The organism is Nocardia sp. NPDC023733, from assembly GCF_040639775.1.
Classification (GTDB): domain Bacteria; phylum Actinomycetota; class Actinomycetes; order Mycobacteriales; family Mycobacteriaceae; genus Nocardia; species Nocardia rosealba.
In genome coordinates, this window is sequence record NZ_JBFAAN010000002.1 from 157,811 (window position 1) to 180,817 (window position 23,007).

General features: G+C 68.7%; 22 protein-coding genes and 1 tRNA gene. 18 read left to right on the plus strand and 5 right to left on the minus strand.

Annotated features, from left to right (window positions below):
* Window positions 1-169 precede the first annotated feature (169 nt).
* The 9 genes from AB0F86_RS12120 to AB0F86_RS12160 all read left to right on the plus strand — a co-directional run bounded on the left by AB0F86_RS12120 (window position 170) and on the right by AB0F86_RS12160 (window position 8,193).
* Complete coding sequence (locus AB0F86_RS12120; protein ID WP_067485428.1) at window positions 170-856, plus strand: response regulator transcription factor; 687 nt, start codon at window positions 170-172, stop codon at window positions 854-856.
* 9 nt (window positions 857-865) lie between these two features.
* Entirely contained in the window at window positions 866-2,323 is a 1,458-nt protein-coding gene (locus AB0F86_RS12125) for a HAMP domain-containing sensor histidine kinase (protein ID WP_181696725.1), read from the plus strand.
* An 88-nt stretch (window positions 2,324-2,411) separates the two neighbouring features.
* Window positions 2,412-3,686, plus strand: coding sequence for a trypsin-like peptidase domain-containing protein (locus AB0F86_RS12130; RefSeq protein WP_225278648.1), 1,275 nt, complete (start codon window positions 2,412-2,414; stop codon window positions 3,684-3,686).
* Entirely contained in the window at window positions 3,686-4,228 is a 543-nt protein-coding gene (locus tag AB0F86_RS12135) for a MogA/MoaB family molybdenum cofactor biosynthesis protein (protein ID WP_181696798.1), read from the plus strand. The genes AB0F86_RS12130 and AB0F86_RS12135 overlap by 1 nt, the downstream gene beginning before the upstream one ends.
* Window positions 4,229-4,232: 4 nt before the next feature.
* The gene (locus AB0F86_RS12140; RefSeq protein ID WP_356985870.1) at window positions 4,233-4,424 is read left to right on the plus strand and encodes a hypothetical protein; all 192 of its coding nucleotides are present in this window, start codon (window positions 4,233-4,235) and stop codon (window positions 4,422-4,424) included.
* Window positions 4,425-4,948: 524 nt separating this feature from the next.
* Window positions 4,949-5,626, plus strand: a complete 678-nt coding sequence (locus AB0F86_RS12145) for an MspA family porin (RefSeq protein ID WP_181696722.1) — start codon at window positions 4,949-4,951, stop codon at window positions 5,624-5,626.
* A 66-nt stretch (window positions 5,627-5,692) separates the two neighbouring features.
* Window positions 5,693-6,352: an MspA family porin gene (locus AB0F86_RS12150; protein ID WP_067641776.1), complete on the plus strand. Its 660-nt coding sequence runs from the start codon at window positions 5,693-5,695 to the stop codon at window positions 6,350-6,352.
* Window positions 6,353-6,796: 444 nt separating this feature from the next.
* Complete coding sequence (locus tag AB0F86_RS12155; protein ID WP_067641775.1) at window positions 6,797-7,462, plus strand: MspA family porin; 666 nt, start codon at window positions 6,797-6,799, stop codon at window positions 7,460-7,462.
* A gap of 62 nt (window positions 7,463-7,524) precedes the next feature.
* Window positions 7,525-8,193 (plus strand): MspA family porin, encoded by a 669-nt coding sequence (locus AB0F86_RS12160; RefSeq protein ID WP_356985869.1) that lies wholly within the window; start codon window positions 7,525-7,527, stop codon window positions 8,191-8,193.
* Between the two features lie 123 nt (window positions 8,194-8,316).
* Here the strand turns inward: AB0F86_RS12160 and AB0F86_RS12165 are convergent, their stop codons facing one another.
* The 3 genes from AB0F86_RS12165 to AB0F86_RS12175 all read right to left on the minus strand — a co-directional run bounded on the left by AB0F86_RS12165 (window position 8,317) and on the right by AB0F86_RS12175 (window position 10,033).
* Window positions 8,317-8,982: an SAF domain-containing protein gene (locus AB0F86_RS12165; RefSeq protein ID WP_356985868.1), complete on the minus strand. Its 666-nt coding sequence runs from the start codon at window positions 8,980-8,982 to the stop codon at window positions 8,317-8,319.
* 85 nt (window positions 8,983-9,067) lie between these two features.
* Window positions 9,068-9,364: an FmdB family zinc ribbon protein gene (locus tag AB0F86_RS12170; protein WP_181696718.1), complete on the minus strand. Its 297-nt coding sequence runs from the start codon at window positions 9,362-9,364 to the stop codon at window positions 9,068-9,070.
* Window positions 9,365-9,433: 69 nt separating this feature from the next.
* Window positions 9,434-10,033 carry a 5-formyltetrahydrofolate cyclo-ligase gene (locus tag AB0F86_RS12175; protein WP_356985921.1) on the minus strand — a complete coding sequence of 200 codons (600 nt, stop codon included), beginning with the start codon at window positions 10,031-10,033 and terminating at the stop codon, window positions 9,434-9,436.
* 87 nt (window positions 10,034-10,120) lie between these two features.
* On the opposite strand from AB0F86_RS12175, the gene AB0F86_RS12180 reads away from it, so the two are divergent.
* From AB0F86_RS12180 to AB0F86_RS12200, 5 genes are all read left to right on the plus strand, one after another.
* Entirely contained in the window at window positions 10,121-11,047 is a 927-nt protein-coding gene (locus AB0F86_RS12180) for a UTP--glucose-1-phosphate uridylyltransferase (protein WP_067485930.1), read from the plus strand.
* Between the two features lie 46 nt (window positions 11,048-11,093).
* Entirely contained in the window at window positions 11,094-12,353 is a 1,260-nt protein-coding gene (gene glp / locus AB0F86_RS12185; RefSeq protein ID WP_181696717.1) for a gephyrin-like molybdotransferase Glp, read from the plus strand.
* A 12-nt stretch (window positions 12,354-12,365) separates the two neighbouring features.
* Window positions 12,366-13,016, plus strand: a complete 651-nt coding sequence (locus AB0F86_RS12190) for a GNAT family protein (RefSeq protein ID WP_067485934.1) — start codon at window positions 12,366-12,368, stop codon at window positions 13,014-13,016.
* Between the two features lie 136 nt (window positions 13,017-13,152).
* Window positions 13,153-14,142, plus strand: a complete 990-nt coding sequence (gene glpR, locus AB0F86_RS12195) for a gephyrin-like molybdotransferase receptor GlpR (RefSeq protein ID WP_356985867.1) — start codon at window positions 13,153-13,155, stop codon at window positions 14,140-14,142.
* An 87-nt stretch (window positions 14,143-14,229) separates the two neighbouring features.
* Window positions 14,230-14,302: transfer RNA gene (locus AB0F86_RS12200), tRNA-Ala, on the plus strand.
* Window positions 14,303-14,422: 120 nt separating this feature from the next.
* On the opposite strand, the gene AB0F86_RS12205 is transcribed toward AB0F86_RS12200, so the two are convergent.
* Together AB0F86_RS12205 and AB0F86_RS12210 are read right to left on the minus strand one after the other, a co-directional pair.
* Window positions 14,423-15,100, minus strand: coding sequence for a YncE family protein (locus AB0F86_RS12205; RefSeq protein WP_356985866.1), 678 nt, complete (start codon window positions 15,098-15,100; stop codon window positions 14,423-14,425).
* A 507-nt stretch (window positions 15,101-15,607) separates the two neighbouring features.
* Window positions 15,608-16,477 (minus strand): alpha/beta hydrolase, encoded by an 870-nt coding sequence (locus AB0F86_RS12210; protein WP_356985865.1) that lies wholly within the window; start codon window positions 16,475-16,477, stop codon window positions 15,608-15,610.
* Window positions 16,478-16,531: 54 nt separating this feature from the next.
* Here AB0F86_RS12210 and AB0F86_RS12215 point away from each other — a divergent pair, with 54 nt between their 5' ends.
* The 4 genes from AB0F86_RS12215 (at window position 16,532) to AB0F86_RS12230 (ending at window position 22,985) form a co-directional block, all read left to right on the plus strand.
* On the plus strand, window positions 16,532-18,493 hold the full coding sequence (locus AB0F86_RS12215) for an AfsR/SARP family transcriptional regulator (RefSeq protein ID WP_356985864.1): 1,962 nt from the start codon (window positions 16,532-16,534) through the stop codon (window positions 18,491-18,493).
* Window positions 18,494-18,630: 137 nt separating this feature from the next.
* Entirely contained in the window at window positions 18,631-20,064 is a 1,434-nt protein-coding gene (locus AB0F86_RS12220) for an FAD-dependent oxidoreductase (protein WP_356985863.1), read from the plus strand.
* Complete coding sequence (locus AB0F86_RS12225) at window positions 20,064-20,879, plus strand: alpha/beta fold hydrolase (protein WP_356985862.1); 816 nt, start codon at window positions 20,064-20,066, stop codon at window positions 20,877-20,879. Before AB0F86_RS12220 ends, AB0F86_RS12225 begins: the two co-directional genes overlap by 1 nt.
* 93 nt (window positions 20,880-20,972) lie before the next feature.
* Complete coding sequence (locus AB0F86_RS12230) at window positions 20,973-22,985, plus strand: ATP-binding protein (protein WP_356985861.1); 2,013 nt, start codon at window positions 20,973-20,975, stop codon at window positions 22,983-22,985.
* Window positions 22,986-23,007 lie beyond the last annotated feature (22 nt).

Below are 23,007 nucleotides of genomic sequence, written 5' to 3' on the forward strand. Positions count from 1 at the left end.
GAGCGCAGAACCAACTGAAGGTCTTCTTTTATCGCAGGAAAGATACCGTGCCGGGTGGTCAACGGCAATCCGGGCAGGACAGCCCGAAATCGCCGAATATGTGCTGACGCAACGCTGACCACCGCCACCCTCTCAGTACGTTCTCAGTCGCTAACGGCAAACTGAGCACATGCGCATTCTGGTTGTCGACGACGATCGTGCGGTGCGGGAATCACTGCGCCGATCACTGAGCTTCAACGGCTACACCGTCGACCTGGCCGTCGACGGTATGGACGCTTTGGAGAAAGTCACAACAGCCAGGCCCGATGCGCTCGTTCTCGATGTGATGATGCCCCGTCTGGACGGCCTGGAAGTGTGCCGCCGGCTGCGCAGTACGGGCGATGATCTGCCGATTCTCGTTTTGACCGCGCGCGATTCGGTCTCCGAACGCGTGGCCGGGCTCGATGCGGGTGCCGACGATTATTTGCCGAAGCCTTTCGCGCTGGAGGAATTGCTCGCGCGTTTACGCGCTTTGCTGCGCAGGCGGGCGCCCGATCTCGGCGAAGCATCCGAAGCGATGGTGTTCGCTGATCTGTCGCTGGACCCGGTCACTCGCGAAGTTTCGCGCGGTGAACGTTCGATCAGCTTGACTCGTACCGAGTTCTCGCTGCTGGAGATGTTGATGGCCAATCCGCGCCGGGTGCTCACCCGAGGGCGGATCCTGGAAGAGGTGTGGGGTTACGACTTTCCCACCTCCGGCAACGCGCTCGAGGTCTACATCGGCTATTTGCGCCGCAAAACCGAGGCCGACGGCGAGGAACGCTTGATCCACACCGTGCGCGGCGTCGGGTACGTGCTGCGCGAGACCCCTCCCTAGGCCGCGGGCATGGCACACAAGGAACCGGTGGTCGCCGGACTCGGCCGTCCGCTCGACTCCGGCGAGATGCGCCCACCGATGCCGCTCACGCGCTCGGTGTCGCTGCGCTGGCGGGTCACCCTGCTGGCCGCCTCGGTGGTGCTGATCGCGGTGGCCGTCACCTCGATCGCGGCCTACGCGATGGTCGCGCGTGCCCTCTACGCCGACGTCGACGCGCAGCTCGAGGCGCGTGCGGCGACCATGATCAACAACAATTTCGAGTCGATCGGGTTCCAGTCGATCGTGCTCGCCGGGTTGTACTCCAACGAGGTCGGCGTCGCCCTGATCTATGCCGATCACAAGCCGTATATGCCGCCGCAGCAGACGATTCCGCCGGTCGGCGCCCAGGAACTCGCGGTGGCCGACGGCAAGCTCAACTCCTCGCTGCGCACCGTCGGTGACCAGCGCGTCCTCGCCGCGCGCACGCACAGTGGCGCCACGCTCATCATCTCCCAGAAGCTCTACCGCACCCGCGAGGTGCTCGACCGGCTGGCGTGGCTGCTGTTCGTCGTCGGCGCCTGCGGTGTGGTGCTCGCCGCCGCGGCCGGTACCGCCGTCGGCCGCACCGGTCTTCGCCCGATCGCGCGCCTGACCGCCGCGACCGAGCGGGTCGCGCGCACCGACGACCTCACCCCGATCCCGGTCACCGGCGACGACGAATTGGCAAGGCTCACCGAGAGTTTCAACACCATGCTGCGTGCCCTGGCCGAATCCCGGGACCGGCAGCGCCGTCTCGTCGCCGACGCCGGACACGAGCTGCGCACCCCGCTCACCTCGCTGCGCACCAATATGGAACTGCTCATCGCCTCGAGCAGGCCGGGTGCGCCACGGGTGCCCGACGAGGACATGGTCGAGCTGCGAGCCGACGTGGTCGCCCAGATCGAGGAGCTGTCCACGCTCGTCGGCGACCTCGTCGACCTGGCCCGCGAGGACGCCCCGGAAACCGTCTACGAGCGGGTGGATCTCGGCGAAGTGGCCGAGCGGGCGCTGGAACGCGCGCGGCGGCGTCGCGCGGGCATCACCTTCGTCGCCGACCTGCGCCCCTGGTTCGTCTACGGCCACGAGGCAGGCTTGGAACGCGCGGTGCTCAACGTGCTCGACAACGCGGCCAAGTGGAGCCCGCCCGACGCGGTCGTGCGGATCACCATGCGCCCGGCAGGCCCGGGACTGCTGGAACTCGCCGTCGCCGACGCGGGCCCCGGCATTCCGCCGGGCGAACGCGAGCTGGTGTTCGAACGCTTCTACCGGACCACCGCGTCCAGGTCGATGCCCGGTTCCGGGCTCGGGCTCGCGATCGTGAAACAGGTGGTGACCAAGCACGGCGGAACCATCGCCATCGACACCTCCGACCGGGGTGGTGCCCTGGTCCGCATCGTCCTGCCCGGTGAGGCGGCGCCCGCGGCAGTGGAACCGGACGAGGCACCCTGAACCGAGTCTCGGGCAACTGACGGTCCGGTCTCAGGCGCTTCTCAGTAGCCGTCGCCAAGCTTGTCGGCAAGCGTGAGAGAAGGTGACCATGAACGACGATCCCCAGCAGCGGCCCGCCGACCACCCCCTCGGCGGCCACGGCCCGGGACAGGCGGATCACCCCGCCACCGTGCCGGGTAGCCACCCGTATGGGCCCGCGCAGCACGGCTACGGACCCCAGCCGTACCCCCAGCAGCCCTACACCGCCCCGCCCGCGGCCCCGCGAAAGCCGTTGCGGCTCGGCTTGATCGCCGGAGCCACCGCACTCGCGCTGGTGAGCGGTGGCGTCGGCGGTGTGGTCGGCGTGCTCGCCGCCGACTCCGATCCGGCGCCGGTGACCAACGCGCTCGAGGCGCCACGACCCGAGGTGAACAACGCCGCCAACGCGCCCGCCGGGTCGACCCAGGCGGTCGCGCAGCGGGTGTTGCCCAGCGTGGTGATGATCAAGGTCGCGGGCACCCGCGCGTCCGGTGAAGGGTCGGGGGTCGTGCTGTCCTCGGACGGGCTGATCCTGACCAACAACCACGTCGCCGCCGGTGCCGGATCGGGGGCGAAGATGGAGGTGGTGTTCAGCGACGGCAGCACCGCGCCCGCCACCATGATCGGCGCCGACCCGGTGTCCGACCTGGCCGTCATCAAGGCCGACAAGACCGGCCTCACCCCGATCGAACTCGGCACCTCCGACGGACTCGCGGTCGGCCAGCCGGTGATCGCGATCGGTTCGCCGCTCGGCCTGGCAGGCACCGTCACCACCGGCATCGTCTCGGCGCTCAACCGGCCCGTGTCCACCAGCGGTGAGGGCACACCGAGCCAGGTGAACCCGGTCATCGACGCGATCCAGACCGACGCCGCGATCAACCCGGGCAACTCCGGCGGCGCGCTCGTCGACGGCCAGGGCAAGCTCATCGGCATCAACACCGCCATCGCCAGCCTCGGCGGCGAGATGTCGGGCGCGCAGAGCGGATCCATCGGCCTGGGCTTCGCCATCCCGGTCGACCAGGCGCGCCGCGTGGCCGACGAACTCATCAAGACCGGCAAGGCCACCTACGCCCAGATCGGGATCAAACTGCGTCCGCTCGACACGGCCGCCCGGGTGCTCGAGGCGACCCCGGACGGGCCTGCCGCCAAGGCGGGCATCCCCGCGGGCGCGATCATCACCCGCCTCGACGACCGGCCCATCGATTCCGGCGACGCGCTGATCGCCGCCGTCCGTTCCCGCCAGCCAGGAGACACCGTGAAGATCACCTACACCGACGAACAGGGCGGAAACGCCAAGACCGTGGACGTCACGCTTACGGCCGCCGCGGCGGAGAGCGGCCGATGATGCGATCGAACGCGGCACTGTCGTGCGTAGGCGCTACGGTGATGACCATGGACATCGATGCTCCCGTGGCAGGGCGGGCACTTGTAGTGGTCGTCGACGACCGGACGGCGCACGGCGGCGTCGACTCGCTCGGCCCGCTCGTCACCGAATTGCTCAACGAAGCGGGCTTCCTGGTCGACGCCTCGGTGACCGTGCAGGCCGACGAGGTCGAGATCCGCAACGCGCTCAACACCGCCGTCATCGGCGGTGTCGACCTGGTGATCTCGGTCGGCGGCACGGGCATGTCGCCGCGTGATGTCACCCCCGAGGCCACCGCCCAGGTGCTCGACCGGGAACTGCCCGGCATCACCGAGGCGCTGCGTGCCTCGGGCCGCGTGGCCGGTTCGCTCGACGCGGGTCTGTCGCGCGGGGTCTCCGGTATTTCCGGCAGCACCCTCGTGGTGAACCTGCCGGGCACCCGCTCCGCGGTGCGCGACGGCATGGCCACCCTCGGCCCACTGGCGAGCCGGGTGATCGGCGAACTCTCCGGTCTGGACGAGTGATTCGATGAACGCGTCGGACAGCACATCGCCCGAGAAGCGCGAGGCCGCGCGGCGCAAGGCCGCCGAAGCGGCTCGGCTCGCGCGGATCTTCGGCGATGTGCTGCCCGAAACCACCGCTGACGAGCGCGGCGACGGTTCGCGCGGTTCCGATGACGACGAGTGGCTGCGTTCGCAAATACCGCCCCACCACGGGTGACCGACCCGTTATCTGCCTTTCCCGCTACGTGATAGCCAACCGGGGTTAATCCACTATTAACCCATTGCGAAGCGGCTACATTTTCCGAGGACCACACTTGATGTGTGGTCCTTTGTCGTATAAGCGACGGTTTGCGGTCCGGGAAGCGGAGCTGTTCATCCCACTTGACAAACCCGAAGCTCAGGGCATCTATGCACGTCAAAGCATGTGGCGATGTATGAACTTGTGCCGGGCGTCACAGTGAAATTTACGAACTCTACGGTTGCTGGAACTGGAACGCAGCGTTTAATGTTCGCCATCCAGACCCACCACAATCGGTCCCCGCAGTACTCAACTTCTGTGCGTTGAACATCCGGTGCAGCCCTACCCTCGGGTAGCTCCGCCGACCCCGGCCGTATCGCCGAAATAACAGTCGGTTACGTAACGGCAACAAAGGGGCGACACACTGAGCTGGGCCTGTGAGGTCCACCCGTCCGGTCACGAAAGTCGAGACCGGCTGCTAGAGAACACTGATGAGGGGAAGTATGAGCGAGAACCGCACCACCGGTGTGCGCCGCGGCGCCCGTGCCGCGGGCGTCGGCGCTGCCGCGGCCGCCATGGCCATCGGCCTGCTGTCGACCGGTGCCGCCAACGCAGACACCTTCGTACCGTTGCCGGACGGTCAGAAGGCAGGCCCCGGGGTGACCATCACCCGTACCGGCGAGAGCGCCCTGATTTCGCCGTCGATGGCGGCCAACGGCGCAGGTCGCGTCGTGTGGGTGTCGGGCTCGGCCATCGCCGATGTCACCGCGACCCCCGAGGGCGAGGCAGGCCCCTGGAACGGCCCGAGCGGCCGCGACGGCTCCAACAACTCTTCCTCGCACGGCACCTCCATCCTCAGCACCGGCTACATCGTCGGTTGCCAGGTGAGCATCGCCGACGACGCGATCGGTGCCGGTGTGTCCGGCGGCGTGAGCACCGGCGGCGTCAACGCCGGTGGCTCGATCGGCGTGAACCTGGGCCCGGGCGAGGTCAAGTTCGTGCAGATCAACTCGAAGGACATCGTCAAGGCGGGTGTCTACGCGATCGATTACCAGGACGCGGAGATCGAGATCCAGGGCTGCGCCGGTTACGCGCAGGCCCGGGCGTACACCGTGGTCGAGATCATCGGCGACCACTACTCGAAGACCACCCTGTACGGCATGCCGTTCAGCATCGGCTGACGTCTTTCGAACCGGTACGAATCCTCTTCTCGCTACGGCGAACTCACTCCTCGAGGGACAAATCCTATGATCAACCGTAAGTTCATGGCGCGGATGGCGGGCGTCGGCGCCGCGGCCTCCGTGGCCGTCGGCCTGCTCTCCACGGGCGCGGCCAATGCCGATACCTTTGTGCCGCTGCCGGGTGGCCACATCACCAAGACCCTGTCCGACGGCACCGTCGTCGACATCAGCCTGGTCGGCGAGTCGGCCCTCATCAGCCCGTCGATGGGCTCCACCCCCGTGCACCGCAACGCGTGGGTGTCGGGCAGCGCGCAGGTCACCGTCTCCACCGGTGGCGCGGGCAAGATCTACCCGGGCTACACCGTCGGCTGCCAGGTGAACATCGCCGGCGGCGGTGTCTCCGGTGAGGGCAATGTCGAGTCCGACTGGGAAGGCAACGGCGCGGGCGGCATCGGCACCGGCGGCGAGCTCTCGCTCGGCCCCGGCCAGGCGAAGTCGTTCTACGTTCTCGACATCGAGAAGGCCGACGACTACGGCAACGAGTCGCACAGCAAGAACAACAAGTTCAAGAACGGCAGTGGCTCGGTGACCTGGTCGGACACCACCATCGGCCTGTCCGGCTGCGCCGGCTACGCGCAGGCTCGTGCCTTCGTGAGCGTCGAGGTCGAGACCGACAATGTGATCAGCTGGGTCACCCTGTGGGGCCAGCCCTTCAGCCTCGGCTGATCTGTTGTCCCGCCTCCCCGCGAATTCAGGCCAGACCTGGGCGCGGGGAGGCTTGCGTCGGCGGCCGGACCAGGATGGTGGCGGGGTCAGCTCGCCCCCGGCGAGTTACCCCTGGTGGTGCGAGATCAGCTGATCGGTAAGCGAAAGGGCCCGTGCGTGTGCACGGGCCCTTTCGGCGTTCGCTGGACATAGCCAAGGGCTCTCATTATGTTTGTTGCGAATCGACTGCTCTCGCGGTCGGATTCATCCGCGTTTCGTTCGCCGATCGGCTCAGCTCGCGCCGATTCGGTGACCGCAGGCTTCTCGATCCACCTCCCGGCAGGACTGTCTGTCCTGTTGCCAGCGGTGCTGTGCCCTTGTGGCACACCTCAGCTGGGGCCGGGTGCGTTACAGATATCGACCTCGATGGTCGAGGTCGATTTTGCGTATACCTCGAGGGGAACAATGAGCGAGAACCGCACCAATCGTGTGCGCGGCGCCTGGAGCGCAGGCGCCGCGGCGGCGGTGACGATCGGCCTGCTGTCGGCCGGTGCCGCCAACGCCGATACCTTTGTGCCGCTGCCCGACGGTCATAAGGCCGGGCCTGGTCTGAGCATCACCCGCGTCGGCGAGAAGGCGACCATCTCGCCCTCGCTCGCCGCCAACGGCGCGGGCCGGGTGGCCTGGGTGAGCGGCAGCGTCGTGGCCGACGTCCAGCAGACACCCGAGGGTGAGCCCGGGCCGTGGAACGGCCCGTCGGGTCGTCCCGGCTCCAATAATTCGTCCACACACGGTACTTCGCAGCTCAATACCGGTTACATCGTCGGCTGCCAGGTGAGCATCGCCGACGACGCGATCGGTGCCGGTGTGTCCGGCGGCGTGAGCACCGGCGGCGTCAGCGCCGGTGGTTCGATCGGGCTCAACCTCGGCCCGGGTGAGGTCGCGTTCGCGCAGATCAGTTCGAAGGACATCACCAAGCCCGGCGTCTACGCCATCGACTACCAGGACGCCGAGATCCAGGTGCAGGGCTGCGGCGGTTATGCCCAGGCCCGCGCGTACACGGTGGTCGAGATCATCGGCGACCACTACTCCAAGACCACGCTCTACGGCATGCCGTTCAGCATCGGCTGAGCGGGACGACCGCCGAAAATCCTGCCAGCTCGATCGAATTCACCCTCGAGGGGTCTACTGAGATGATCAATCGCAAGAGTATGACGCGGGCGGCGGGCGTGGCTGCCGCCGTGTCCAGCACCATCGGGCTGTTCTCCGTCGGCGCCGCCCATGCCGACACCTTCGTGCCGCTGCCCGGCGGCGAGATCACCAAGACGCTGTCGGACGGCACCGTCGTGAACATCAAGATGGTCGGCGAATCGGCCACCATCAGCCCGTCGATGGGTTCGACTCCGGTGCACCGCAACGCGTGGGTGTCGGGTAGTGCTCAGGTGTCGGTGTCCGGTGGTGGTGACGCGTCGGGCGGCAAGATCTACCCCGGCTACACCGTCGGCTGCCAGGTGAACATCGCCGGTGGTGGCGTGAGCGGCGAGGGCGAGGGCGCGGTCGACGACGCGGGCGAGCCCTCCGCCGGCATCGGCACCGGTGGCGAACTGTCGCTCGGACCGGGCCAGGCGAAGTCGTTCTACGTGCTCGATCTCGAGAAGGCCGACGACTACGGCAACGAATCGCATTCCAAGAACAACAAATTCAAAGGTTCCAACGGCTCGGTGACCTGGGCCGACGAAACCATCGGCCTGTCCGGCTGCGGCGGGTACGCGCAGGCGCGCTCGTTCGTGAGCGTGGAGGTCGAGACCGACAATGTCATCAGCTGGGTGACGCTGTGGGGTCAGCCCTTCAGCCTCGGCTGACACGGCTGCTGTGTAACGACCTGCCTCGCAGGCGAATCGGGGTCGCTCTTCGGAGTGGACCCCGATTTCGCTGTAGGGGACAGGCTTCGGGACCTGACAGTCCGTCATCGCGTGGACGGCCGGTTAGTGGAACACCACGGTGAGCGCCGTGCGTAAGGACGCTCCGGCCACTGCGGTCGCGTACTCGGTGGCCAGTGCGACGAGCACCACCCGCTCGGCGCGCCGGTCGGCGGTCGCGGTGACGAGTACGACCGCCGCGTCGGTGGCCAGGGTGCGCGCCGGTGCGTCGGCACCCGGCCCGCCCGTGTCGTCGACACCGACCACGTCTACCCGGTCGCCGGCGCGCAGCACCTCGGCTACCGCCGAATCGGCCAGTCGGATCGGCACGATCCGGGCGTCGTCGGTGCCCGCGGCGGCCGCGGCCAGGCGGGGGCCGATCACCCGCAGATCGGTGAACATCTCACCCGCACGCATGGCACCGGTGAGTGTCGCGCCGAGCAGGGGAGCGGCTTCGGCGGCGAAACCGGTAGGGAGCGTTCGGGTTTCGTGCCGATCGACGCGTACATCGTCGGCGGCGAGCACCCTTCCCGGCGCCAGATCACGGGCAGCGACCACCACCGGTTGTGTTGCCGCACCGGGATCGCCGCGCACGAACAGGACGACGGCGACAACAGCGAGCGCGGCGGCGAGGATGCGGCGCGCAAGCAGGGCATCGGCCCAGGCGGGGCGATTACCGAGGGCGAACCGCCAGGAGCTGCCACGTCCCAGATCGGCAAGGCTGCGAGTCATGCCCGAAGCCTAGGAACGTGGCGGCATCACCGACAGCGGCGAAGGGCCGCCTGTGGATAACTCGGGGGTGTGGAGAACTCTTCGTTCAGCTCGCGGCGGCGGGAGCGGCTGCGCTCGACGACGAACCGCTCGCGGACGACCCGCTCGACGAGGAGCTGCCGTTACCGTCCGAGGACTTCGCCGGCTCGCTCGCGGTGGACGCGCCACCACGGCTGTCGGTGCGGTAGAAACCGCTGCCCTTGAACACAATCCCGACCGAGTTGAACAGCTTCCGCAGCTTCCCCGTGCACTGCGGGCATTCCGTCAGTGAATCCTCGGAGAAGGACTGAACGATGTCGAAGCGGTTGTCACACTCGGTGCACGCGTACGAATAAGTTGGCACAGGATCCTCCGCAAGTCTCGTCGATCTAGCACTCTACCGCCGACACTGCCAACCTCGCCAATCGCCTTTTCATTCCGCCGCTCGTGGGCGGTAATCACCCAGCTCGCTCAAGCCCGCCTCGGGCGTCAACGCCCAGCCCATTCGATGGTCGTGCGGTTCTTCGGGCAACTCGACCACCAACTCCACGTCCCGAACCACCGCGATCAACCGTGCGCCCGCACTCGCCGCGCCGAGGGTGCGGTCGTAGTACCCGGCGCCGCGTCCGAGTCGCACACCACGCCGGTCGACCGCGAGCGCCGGGATCAGGATCGTGGCGGCCTCGGCGACCACCGGTGGCGGCAAGGTCTCGGTGATCGGTTCGAGCAGGCCGAAGCGCGCGGGGCGCAGCGAATCGGCGCCCGCGTAGTGCGCCCAGCTCAGCGGTCCCGGCTCTCCGGTGACGGGCAGCAACACTGTGGCGCCGCGCTCGCGCAGGGCATCGAGCATGCGCAGATCGCCCGGCTCGGTCTTCGTCGGTACGTAGGCGCACACCACCTCATCGGCCCCGGCCAGCAGGGCCGCGGTGGCCGCGAGGGCACTCGCCTCACGGGCGTGTTCGGCGGGTCCCACGGCGGCCCGGGTGGCCAGGATCTCACGTCGCCACGCATATTTCGTGCGCTCACCGGGCATCTCCACAGCGACCACCCTAAGCTCTTGCCGACGCCGGATCGTCGCGACGGGCGATCGGACGGCACGCTGAATGGATAGGGTATGCGCATGACAGACAAGACTTCCGGTTTCCGCACTGCGGTTGTCCCCGCGGCCGGGCTCGGAACGCGGTTTCTGCCTGCGACCAAAACGGTGCCCAAGGAACTGCTGCCGGTAGTCGACACGCCCGGCATCGAACTGGTCGCCGCCGAGGCCGCGGATTCCGGTGCCGACCGCCTCGTGATCGTCACCTCGCCGGGCAAGGACGGCGTGGTCGCCCACTTCGTCGAGGACCTCGTCCTGGAGAGCACCCTCGCCGAGCGCGGCAAGTTCGCGCTGCTCGAGAAGGTGCGCAAGGCGCCCGGTCTGCTCGACGTCACCTCCGTCGTGCAGGAGGAGCCGCTCGGTCTCGGTCATGCCGTCGCCCAGGCCGAGCCCGTCCTCGACGCCGACGAGGACGCGATCGCGGTGCTGCTGCCCGACGACCTCGTGCTGCCCTGCGGTGTGCTCGAGACGATGAGCCGGGTCCGTCGGGAGCGCGGCGGCACCGTGCTGTGCGCGATCGACGTGCCGAAGTCGCAGGTCAGTGCCTACGGTGTGTTCGACGTGGAAGACCTGGCCGAGGGCGCGGAGGCCGATGTGCTCCGGGTGCGCGGCATGGTCGAGAAGCCCGACCTGGCCGATGCGCCGTCGACGCTGGCCGCCGCCGGCCGCTACCTGCTCGACCGCGCGATCTTCGACGCCCTGCGCCGCATCGAGCCCGGCGCGGGCGGCGAGTTGCAGCTCACCGATGCCATCGCCCTGCTCATCGCCGAGGATCACCCGGTCCATGTGGTGGTCCATCGTGGGTCGCGCCACGATTTGGGCAACCCGGGCGGCTATCTTCGAGCTGCCGTCGATTTCGCCCTCGAGCGGGACGAATACGGGCCGCAACTGCGCGAGTGGCTGAAGTTCCGGCTCAGCCCGGAATGGGACCCGCAAGCGCCGGTCGCGTAAAACGATGGGAACCGGCGAAGCCGTCGCCGATACACACAGGAGCTCGATGCGCTCGGTTGAGGATCAGCTGATCAAGGTCACCGCGGCAGCGGTCGCGCCCCGGCCGGTCCGGGTGGCGATTTCCGAGGCCCAGGGTTTGCTGTGCGCCGAAGACGTCGTGACCGAACGGCCGCTGCCCGGCTTCGACCAGGCCGCCATCGACGGCTACGCGGTGCGCAGCGTCGACGTGAGCGCCGCCGGCGCCGAGGTGCGCGACGAAGAGGGCGAACTCATCGACCTCACCCTGCCCGTGGTCGGCGAGGTGGTCGCGGGTTCGCGTCAGCCGATCCGTCTGCAACCGCGTCAGACGGTGCGTGTCGACACCGGCGCACCCATGCCGACGCTGGCCGACGCGGTGCTCCCGGTCGAGTTCACCGACGGCGGCCGGGCCAGGATCAAGGTGTTCGAGCCGGTTCGCTCCGGCGACTACGTGCGCCGCGTGGGCGACGACGTGCAGCCCGGTGACGTGGCGGTTCGCGCCGGAACCATCATCGGCGCGGCCCAGGTGGGCCTGCTCGCCGCCGTCGGCCAGGACAAGGTGCTCGTGCATCCACGCCCACGGCTGTCGGTGATCTCTATCGGTGGCGAACTGATCGATATCGACCGCACGCCCGGCCCCGGCCAGGTCTACGACGTGAACTCCTACGCCCTGGCCGCCGCCGCACGTGACGCCGGTGCCGACGTGAACCGGGTGGGCATCGTCAGCGCCGACCCGCGCCGGCTGCGCGATGTGGTCGAAGGTCAGCTGGTGCGCTCGGAGGTCGTGGTGATCGCGGGCGCGGTCGGCGGCTGGGCGTCGGAGCAGGTGCGTGAGGCGCTCGACGGGCTCGGCGAGCTCGAGGTGGACCGGGTGGCCATGCACCCCGGGTCCGTCCAGGGCTTCGGCCGGCTCGGGCGCGACGAGGTGCCGACCTTCCTGCTGCCGTCGAATCCGGTGAGCGCGCTCGTGGTGTTCGAGGTGATGGTGCGGCCGCTGATCCGCATCGCGCTCGGGCGGCGTCAGCCGATGCGGCGAATCGTCAACGCGCGCACCATCACTCCCATCACCTCGATGCCGGGACGCAAGGGCTATCTGCGCGCCCAGCTGCTGCGCGACGAGGCCACCGGTGACTACCTGGTGCAGCCACTCGGCAACGGCAACGGCGGCTCCTCGCACCTGCTCGCGACGCTCGCCGAGGCCAACAGCCTGATCGTGGTGGAACCCGACGACACCGATTTCCGCACCGGTGACGAGGTGCGGGTCGCGTTCCTGGCGCAGCGCGGCTGAGAAGTGGAGTCCATGAACGTCTTCCGGGCCGGTCAGCATCCCGGGTGGCCTGCTCGTCTCGGTCCGGTGATCGTGGCGGGCGGCCAGGTCACCTTGCGGCCGGTGCGTTTTCGCGACGCCGCCGCCTGGAGCCGGATCCGGCTGCGCGACCGCGACCACCTCGAACCGTGGGAACCGACCGGCCGCGGCAGTTGGGAGGCGCGCAATCACGCCTCCAACTGGCCGTCGCTGTGGACGAGCCTGAAGGCCGAAGCGCGGCGCGGGGCGATGATTCCGCTGGTCATCGAGGTCGACGGGCAGTTCAGCGGGCAGCTCACCATCGGCAATATCGTGCGCGGGGCGCTGCGTTCGGCCTGGATCGGGTACTGGGTGGCCAAGGATCTGGGCGGCCAGGGGGTGGCGACGGCGGCACTCGGGCTCGGGCTCGACCACTGCTTCGGGCCGGTCGGCCTGCACCGGGTGGAAGCCACGGTGCGGCCGGAAAACCTTGCCAGCCAAGCCGTTCTGCGCAACGTCGGGTTCCGTGAAGAGGGTTTGCTGCGTCGTTACCTCGACGTCGACGGCGCCTGGCGCGATCACCTGCTGGTGGGCTTGACTGTCGAAGAGGTCATGGGCACCGTCGTAGATCGCCTGGTCAGGGAGGGTCGAGCGGCGCTGCCGTGAAAATTCTGTTACTCATGTGGCAGGTGTGCACGGCGCGCCTGCCACACGGGCGCGCGTGCCCGAATTAACCTACGGACGTCGGTAGTGCGTCCACGGATGGACAACACGTTGGCGGGGACGGGAGGTGATGACCGCGATGCCTAATTCGATCCTGTGGATCGGACTGGTCGTTCTGTGGGTATTCGTCCTGTTCCCGATCCTCGCGGACCGGCATCCCCGGATCCGCCGCACCACCGACGCTGCACTCGCCACGCGCGTGCTGCACCGTGGCGGGGCCGAACGACGGATTCGCATCGGGGCGGCGGGCGGACACGAGAGTGACCCCGACTATCGCCCCCGTGTGCTGACCAAGCGCCCCCACCGTACCGATTCGGAGGATCGGATGACGACCGATGAGCCCGTCACCGAAGGCGATGACGAAAAGCCCACCGTCACAGCAGAACTCGACGACATCGAGCGCGGCCCCGACGAAGAACCCGGCGACGACGCCGAACTCACCGCCACCGAGGCCGACGACGAAGCGGCCGAACCGGATTCGGTCCAGGCCGCCGTGGAAGAACCGCCGGTCTCGGCGCGCATCCCACCCGCACCACCCGCCCGCCTCGACGACCTACCCGAACCCGTCGACGACGACGAGGACTTCGTGCCGTCGCGGCGCGGACGCGGCGGCTACGACCCCGAGGCCGACGCCATCGCCCGCGCCGCCCGCTACAGCTTCCGCCAGCGCGCGGTGCTCGGCCTCATCATCGCCGTCATCCTGTTCGCGGCCTTCGGTCTGCTGCTGAACTCGATGTTCTGGTGGGCCTGCGGCCTGTCCGCCGCCGTGCTCGCCGGCTACCTGGCGTACCTGCGCAAGCAGGTGCACGTCGAGGAGGAGATCCGGCGCCGCCGCATGGCCCGCCTCGCGCGCGGCCGCACCCGCGAAACCGCCACCGCCACCCCCGAGGCGGCCACCACCCGCCGCACCATGGACCGCGACACCGCACGCGCCCTGCGCCGCCGCTCCACCCTGCTCGACACCGACGACGAGGACCCGATGTTCGAACACCTCGAAACCTTCGACCCGGCCACCGCCCGAGCACTGCGCCACCGGGTCTCCGACCTCGGTCGAGCCGTCGGCGAATAACCGGCAAAACAGCAGGTCAGCACACCGATTCGGTATCCGGCCGCACCGCCTGATACAGTGTCACAGCGCGGTTCGCCAGAGCCGCACGGGGCTATAGCGCAGTTGGTAGCGCGTCTCGTTCGCATCGAGAAGGTCAGGGGTTCGATTCCCCTTAGCTCCACAGTTCGAGTCAGGCCGGGTTCCGAAGAAATTCTTCGGAACCCGGCCTGACTCGTTTCCCCACTACGTCACCCGTTGGTTGAAGTGAACGAAACTTGGATGCTCGCCCTGCCGAGGTCGATCACCGATGGGCGATTATTTCGATCCGGCCGATGTCCTCGTTGGTCACGTAGAGATGATGGGTGGCGGGATCCACTGCAGCTCCCCAAGTGGACGAACCGTATTCGGTGGACGGGGTGATGCCGGAGAGGCGTGCGGCGGTGAGCGTGCGGGTACGTGTATCGATCATCGACACAGTGCTGTGTGCCATACCGGTGAGGTAGACGGTGTGTTCGGCGGGATCGATGACGGCCGCGTAGCCGGTCACCCGATCGCCCAGCGAGACGCTTCCCGCTGGCGTGCGGCTCGCGGTATCGAACAGCGAGACCGAGTGCCCATTGAAATGGGTCACGTAGGCGGTGTGCGTTGGGTGGTCGATGGCGATGTGCACGGGATCCTTCCCGACAGCGAAATTGGTGCTGACGGTGTAGGTCGTCGGGTCGATGATGGAGACGTTGCCCTCGTTGACGACCCACAGGTGGTGTGTGTTCGGATCGACCGCCAGGCCGGTGGGATAGCCGTCGACCGCAATCGTGGCGCGGACAGTTCGAGTGATGGTGTCGATCGCGGTGACGGTTCGGGAGAGGCGATTGGCGACGTAGAGGGTGCTGCGGTCCGGATCCACTACGACTGCGAAGGGGTCACCCTCGAAGTCGATTGTCGTGGTGACAGTGTCGGTATCGGGACTGATAACCACCACCTGGCCTGCCGAGTTACCGCTGACAAGGTAGACGACGTGGGTGACCGGGTCCCACCGCGATCGACTGGGGCCCGTGCGGATACACCTTGCCCACCGGTATTCGGGCGGCGACGTCCCGCGTGCGGGTGTCGATCACGGAGACTGTCTGCTGATCGGTGGAGTCTGCGTAATGGGCCACGTATGCCCTGTGTGTTCCGGGATCTATCGCAACGCTGCGTGGGTTTTCGCCCACAGCTACCGTCGCCTCCACTCGGTACGGGCCGGGACCGATACTCGAACCGCCGATGGTGGCCGGATCGGTGGTCGTAGGTGCGGCAACGGAGGTTGTCGATGGCTGGGTGGCTGGCCTCGGTGCGCTGCACCCGGAGAGGGAAATCCCCACCGCTACCGCCAGACCGAGTACAGCCACGAGCCTTGTCTTCGAGAGCATTTGCCGAAACCTATCAGCGAACGCGCTAACCAGCCGACCGTGATGTGGAACTCCGGGACAGCCGCGGACCGAGGTTGTCAGCGGGTGAGCAGGGCACGGATCTCCGTGGCGACCAGTGCTGGGTCCTGTTCGGCCATGAAGTGGCCTGCCTCGACCGTGCGATGTCGCAGATCGGGAGCCCATGCTTTCCAGAGGGCGGTGGCGTCGTAGCCGAGGGCGGCACCCCAGTCCTGTTGCAGCACGGTGACCGGCATGGTGAGGGTGTTGCCTGCTGCTCGGTCGGCGCGATCGTGGTCGACGTCGACGGTGGCCGAGGCGCGGTAGTCGGCGACGATGGACGGGACCGCTGCCCGGCACGCGGCCAGGTAGGTGTCGCGGACCTCCGCGGGGAGGGCCTGCTGATCGAGGGTCCAGGCGTCGAGGAAGTAGCCGAAGAACTCGTCGGACGCGGCCGCGATCATCCGTTCCGGCAGACCCGGCGGCTGCGCCATCAGATACAGGTGGAAGCCGACAGCACCGGCGGTCCCGTGCAGCGCATCCCACATGTCGAGGGTGGGCAGTACGTCCAAGCAGGCGAGATGAGTGATGACCTCCGGGTGATCCAGCCCGGCCCGGAAGGCCACCAGCGCACCGCGGTCATGCCCGACCAGCGCGAAGCGATCATGGCCGAGCGCTCGGGCCAGCGCCACGATGTCGGCGGCCATGACGCGCTTGCTGTAGGTGTCACCGTCGTCGAGCGGCTTGTCGCTGGCGCCGTAACCGCGCAGGTCGGGGCAGATGACGGTGTGTTCGGTCGCGAGGTCGGCGGCGACGTGCCGCCACATCAGATGGGTCTGCGGGAAACCGTGCAGCAGCACGATCGGGCTGCCCGAACCGCCGACAGCCGCCGACAGCCGCACCCCGTCGGCTACCTCGACGATGTGGGTCTCGAAGTGGGGGAAAGTCATGGTTGCTCCATTCGTTCGGTCCGGTCCAGAGTGCGTGCCGCGAATGAGCAACCGATGAGCGTCGGTACGGTACGTCGGGTGGAGATCGGTGTGTTCGGGGCGGTGCGGGTGCTCGACGCGGCCGGTGCGCCGGTCGCGCTCGGTGGGCCGCGACAGCGCGCCGTACTGGCCAGACTGGTCGCCGCCCACCGCCGGGTGGTCCCGGTCGACGTGCTGGTGGCAGACCTGTGGGAGGAACCACCCCGCGACCCGGTCGGCACTGTGCGCACCTTCGTCGCCGCGTTGCGCCGAGGCCTCGAACCCGAGCGCGCGCCGCGCACGCCTGCCCGTGTGTTGGTCACCGAGGGGCCCGGCTACGTGCTACGCCTGCCCGACGACGCGGTCGACGTGTGGCGCTTCGCCCACACGGTGGAAGCACTCGGCGACGCGCCACCGGCCCGCGTGGTGACCGGGCTCAGCGAAGCGCTGAATTGGTGGCGCGGACCCGCTTATGCCGAAGCGGGCGCCGCGCCGTGGGCGCTGGCGCCGCGAAGCCGGCTCACCGAACTGCGCTCGCTCGCGGTCGAGCGGCTGGCTGCGGCGCGGATCGAACTCGGTGACACGGCCGCCGCCGTGGCCGATCTGGACGCGCACGTCGTCGAACACCCGTGGCGGGAGGACGCCTGGCACCTGCTTGCGCTGGCGCTGTACCGCGCCGGTCGGCAGGCCGACGCCCTCGCGGTGCTGCGGCGCGCACGGGCGATGCTGCGCGACCACCTCGGCCTCGAACCCGGCCCGCGCCTGGCCCGGCTGGAACAAGACATCCTGCGCCAGGCTGGATACCTGGATCGCACCGGTGACGCGGCCCGGCTGTGGGCGCAGGCGACCGCCGCCTACGACAGCACCGTCTCCGACCGCGTCCGGCTCGAATCCACGGTCGGTCTGATGCGCGACCTGGCCGTCACCGGCGGTGCGGGACTCGATGCGGCACAGCGGCATCGGGCCGCGGCCGTCACAGCCGCCGAGCAACTCGGCGACCCGATCCTGACCGCGCGCGTGATCGGCGCCTACGACGTCCCCGCCGTGTGGCCTCGCTCCGACGACCCGGCCCGGGCCCGGTCGCTGGTCCGCAGCGCCGAACGCGCGCTCGCCGCGATTCCGGACGGGCCCGCCGCGCTGCGCTGCCGACTGCTGGCGACGATCGCGGTGGAGTCCCGCGGCGTCGACGCCGGACCCCGTGCCGAACGCGCCGCAGCCGAAGCCGAACGTTCGGCGCGCGAAATGGGGGACGCGCCATTGCTGGCCTATGCCTTGAACGGTGTCTACATGCAGAGCTTCGCCCGCACCGGGCTGGCCGCCGAACGTGCGGTGCTCGGAGAGCGTTCGGTGGTCCTCGGCGAGGAGCACGGCTTGGTCCGCACTGCCGTCCTCGGTCGCCTCATCAACCTGCAATCTGCCTGTGCCACAAATGATCTCACGCTGGCTGACACCCACGCCCAGGCGGCCGACGAGCTGTCTGCCCGGCACGACCTGCCGCTGGTCGGTGTCTTCACCACCTGGTACCGAGCCCTGCGCACAGCGGTCACCGAGCCCTTCGACCAGGCGCGCGACGCGTACCTGCGCGCCGCCGAACTCCTGCCGGGATCCGGGATGCCTGGCCTGGCCGACGGACTGCTGCCCCTGGCACTGCTCGGCCTGCACCTGCAACACCACCGCTCGTTCCGGCCCGAGCCGGACACGGAGTGGGGCCCGGCAGAGCCGTGGATCCGGCCGCTGCTCCTGGCAGAGGCCGGCGACCTCGCAGCCGCGCGCCTCGCCCTGCGCGGCCTGCCCGATCCACCGAGAGATCCGCACGCCGAAGCACTCTGGTGCGTCCTCGGCCGCGCCGCGCTGCTGGTCGGTGACCAGGACACCATCGCCCGCGCCCACACCGCCCTGCTACCCGCGGCCGCCGAATCCGCAGGCGCGGCAGGCGGATTGTTCACGGCCGGTCCCGTCGCCGACTACCTCGCGGAACTGGAAGCAGCCAGGAACTGACGGCTTCGCGCACCCATGCCGCCAGCTCCTGTGACGGCGCCTGCTCGGCGAAAGTGAGCACTTTTCGGTCTGGCAAATGAGTTCTTTTCGCGCCGAGAGTGATCGCGGAACGCACCGAACAGCCGAAAGGATCCATCATGGGAACAACCGAGACAGGTCGCGCGGCGCACGTCGTCGTCCTCGGTGGCGGCCCGACCGGGCTCACCGCCGCACTGCTGCTCGCCCGGGACGGGCATCGGGTCACCGTGCTGGACAAGGACACCGGCGCTCCGGCCGGTGAACCCGAGCAGGCCTGGGAGCAGTGGCGGCGCGCGGGGGTCAACCAGTTCCGGCATCCACACATCCTGATGCCGGGCGCCTACCGGCTGCTCACCCGGGAACTGCCCGACGCCGCCGCCGAACTGCGGAACGCGGGCGCGCGATTGCACAATATGCTGGGTGGCGCCTTCGATCTGCCCGCTATCGGCGGCCGCGTCGACGGCGATGATCGGTTCGACACGCTCGCCGCGCGCCGGCCCGTCTTCGAGGCGGCGCTGGGAAAATTGGCCGAGCACAACGGAATAACGATCCGCCGAGATACCTCGGTCACCGGATTCGTCACCGCTACCGCCCAGCCGCGGATCACCGGTGTGGTGACGGCGTCGGGCACGATCGTCGGCGCGGACCTGGTTGTCGACGCGCTCGGTCGTAACTCGCCCACCGCAGCGATGCTCACCGCCGCAGGCATCGCCGCGCCGCGAATGGACAAGCACGGCACGGGATTCCTTGCCTACAGCAGATATTTCCGGTCCGCCGACGGCTCGGTACCCGCGCAGGCCACCTGGCCGCTCTACCACCACGACAGTCTCTCGATCGTCACCGTGCCCGGCGACGCGGGCACCTGGGCGCTCGCGGTCTTCGTCTCCGCTCGTGATCGGGCCCTTCGGGCCCTGAGCGACCCACAGGCGTGGCAGCGGGTGATGGCGCTCTACCCGGACACGGCGCACTGGGCCGCGCACGGCGAACCGATCACCGGCGTGCTTGCCATGTCCGGCATGGAGGCACGGCATCGGCGGCTGATCGTCGACGGCCACCCGGTGGTGACCGGACTGGTGGCCGTCGGAGACTCCTGGGCCACCACCAATCCAGCCTTCGGTATGGGCATCACCATGGGTATGACTCACGCGTTGCTGCTACGAGATGTGCTGCGCGAGCACGGCATCGAGGACCTGACAAAACTCGCGCTGCGTTTCGACGAGGCCACCGAGCGCACGCTCGGCCCGATGCACCAGGCCACGGCGGACTGGGATATGCACCGGCTGGCCCAGATCGATGGCGAAATAGCCGGCGCTCCCTATGAATCCGATGATCCGAACTGGACGCTGCGGCAGGCACTCGAGGTCGCCAAACTGCGGGATCCAGAGGTCCTGCGCGCTTTCGGCGACGTCGGGTCGCTGCTGAGCGGCCCGGACGAAGCGCTGGCACGGCCAGGCGTGCTCGACCGGATCGTCCAGCTGGGTAGCGGTGCGGCGCGCTATCCGGAAGCAGGCCCCGCGCGGGCAGAGCTGCTCGCTGTGCTCGGAGGGAAGTGATGCGCGTCCAGGTCGACGACATCGAACTCGAGGTTCAAGTCGGCGGTACCGGCCCCGATATCCTGCTGCTGCACGGGTTTCCGGATACACACGCCGTGTGGCGCCATCAGGTGCCCGCCCTGCGGGCTGCCGGCTATCGCACCATCGCCCCCGACCTGCGCGGCTTCGGCGCCTCCGGCAAACCCACCGACCTCGCGCAGTACGAGCTCGACCGATACCTCGCCGATCTGATCGGCCTGCTGGACGCGCTGGCCGTCGAGCGGGTCCACGTGATCGGGCACGACTGGGGATCCTCGCTCGGCCAGCTGCTGGCCGCCCTGCACCCGCAACGGGTGGCGAGTCTGACAAGTCTCTCGGTCGGCAATCCGGCGGCGATCGTCGACGCGGGGCTACCGCAGCGCGAGAAGTCCTGGTACTTCCTGCTGTTCCAGTTCTCCGGCATCGCCGAACGCTGGCTCGCCGACCACGATTTCGCGAATACCCGGCAGTGGCTGTCCGGTCATCCGGACCTCGCCGAGGTCATCGATCGGCTACGCGACCCCCGTTCGCTGAGCACCGCCCTCGGCCTGTACCGCACCGGTGCAGGCCCCGGGCTGCTGGTCGAGCCGCCCGCCCTGCCGCCGATCTGCGCACCCGTCCTCGGTGTGTGGAGCAGCGGTGACCCCTATCTCACCGAGCAAGCCATGCTCGGCACCGAGAAATACGTCACCGGCAGCTGGCGCTACGAACGCCTCGACGGCGTCGGCCACTGGATGCAGCTCGAGGCGCCGGATCGAGTCAGCGAACTGCTGCTCGACTTCCTGTCCGACCACTAGCCCGTCGGCCGGTTGCCGGTAACCTCGGCATCCAGTGGTTTCGGCGCTGGTTCTCGCTCGTTCGGGTGCTCGCCGGCGAGGAGAGGTGTCGGTGTGGCCAGCGAGGGCGTGCGGGTGTTCGGTGACAGCCTGGCGGTCGGACGGGATCGCGCGTTCGTCGGGCGGCGGCCCGAACTCGACGTGTTCCGCGACCAGCTGGCCGGCGGGCCGGGTAGCCGCCCGGTCCACTACCTGCACGGCCCGGGCGGTATCGGCAAGTCCACACTGCTGCGCCGGTTTGCCCGGGAGGCCGCGCCGACCGGCCGCATCGTCGTCGAAATCGACGGCAGGACCGTGACACCGACACCCGAGGGCTTCCTGGCAGCCGCCGGTGCCGCTGTGCGTGAGCCCCCGGTCGTCCTGCTCATCGATACCTTCGAGAAATGCCAGGGCCTGGAAGGCTGGCTGTGGGAACGGTTTCTGCCACAGCTGCCTGCCGGCACCGCCGTGGTCATCGCCGGGCGGCTCGCCCCCGATCCGGTGGCGACCGCCGACCCGGGATGGTCCGGCCTGCTGCGGATCACCGCCCTGCGCAACCTCGAACCCGGTGACGCCGCAGAATTCCTGACCGTCCGTGGCATCGCGGCCGGTGCGCAGCCTGCGCTGCTCGGATTCGCCGGTGGGAATCCTCTCGCTCTCGCACTGGCCGCCGCGGTCGCCACCGGAAGCGAGGCGGCACCGGGTGACTGGCGGCCGAATCAGGAGACGATCGCCACCCTGCTGGCCCGGCTCGTCGGCACCACACCGAGCCCCGCGCACCGCCGGGCGCTGGAGATCTGCGCGCACGCCTACATCACCTCCGAATCCCTGCTGCGTGCGCTCATGGGCGCACAGGCCGCGGAGCTGTTCGCCTGGCTCCGGAGCCAGCCGTTCATCGAATCGACCGATACCGGACTGTTCCCGCACGACGTGGTCCGCGAAGCGCTCGAGGCGGATCTCAAATGGCGTGACCCGCAAGGCTTCGCCGAAATGCACGGCAGCCTGCGGGATTTCCATCTCCAGGAGCTGCGTGACGCACCCGAGGCGCAGTTGCTTGCCCGCACCGGAGCGCTCATCTTCCTCTACCGCGCGGATCGGCGGATGTCGGAGTTCAACGTTTTCCGTGAGGCAGGTGCGGTTCAGGACCGGGCCTACATACCGTCCCAGCGCGCACTTCTGCTGGAGATGGTGCGGGCGGCCGAGGGCACGGCCTCGGCGACGATCGCGGCATTCTGGCTGGACCGGCAGCCCGAAGCCTTCCGCGTCTACCATTCGACGCAGACCGACGAGGTGATCGCCTTCTCGGCGTGGTTGACCTCGACCGAACCGGAAGGTGCCGATATCGATCCGGTGGTCGCGGCGGCCTGGGCCTATGCCCGGGCGAACGGCCCGCTGCGAGCGGGCGAGCACATGGCGATCGCACGCTTCACCGTCGGCTCCGTGTATCAGCGGCCATCGGCGCCGACGACACTGACGCAGTGGCGTGCGGTCGGTGAGATGATTCGCGGCGAACGCCTGGCATGGTCGTTCATCGTCATGCGTGACGACGGCTACTGGAACGACCATCTCGCCGATGTCGGGTGGGATCGGATTCCGGGGGCGCCGCGGGTCGGCGAGCACGAGTACGCGCTGTTCCGACACGACTGGCGTGCGTTACCGCCCGCCGCCTGGTTGCAGAAGAAGACCGACGCCATGCTGGCCGGGGTGTCCATGCTCGACGGTGCGCGCACCGGGCCGGAGGAATTGATCGTGCTGTCGCGCCCCGAGTTCGCGGCGGCGGTCCGCGAGGCGCTGCGTGGTTTCCGTAAGCCCACGCAGGACAGTCCGCTCCTGTACAGCCGTCTTGTAGTCGAGAGCGGCAAAGAGCTGGCCGAAATCCTCACCGACGCCGCCCAGTCGCTGCTCGGCGAACGCGGCGGGGAGAAGCTGCATCGGGCCGTCACCGTCAGCTATTTCAAAGGCGCGCCGACACAGGAGGTGGCGGCCGAGCTGCTCGGGCTGCCGTTCAGCACCTACCGGCGCCACCTCACCACAGCCGTCGAACGAATCATCGAACTGTTGTGGCAACAGGAGTTGACCGGCCGATGACGTGGCCCCGCCGGATGAGGCA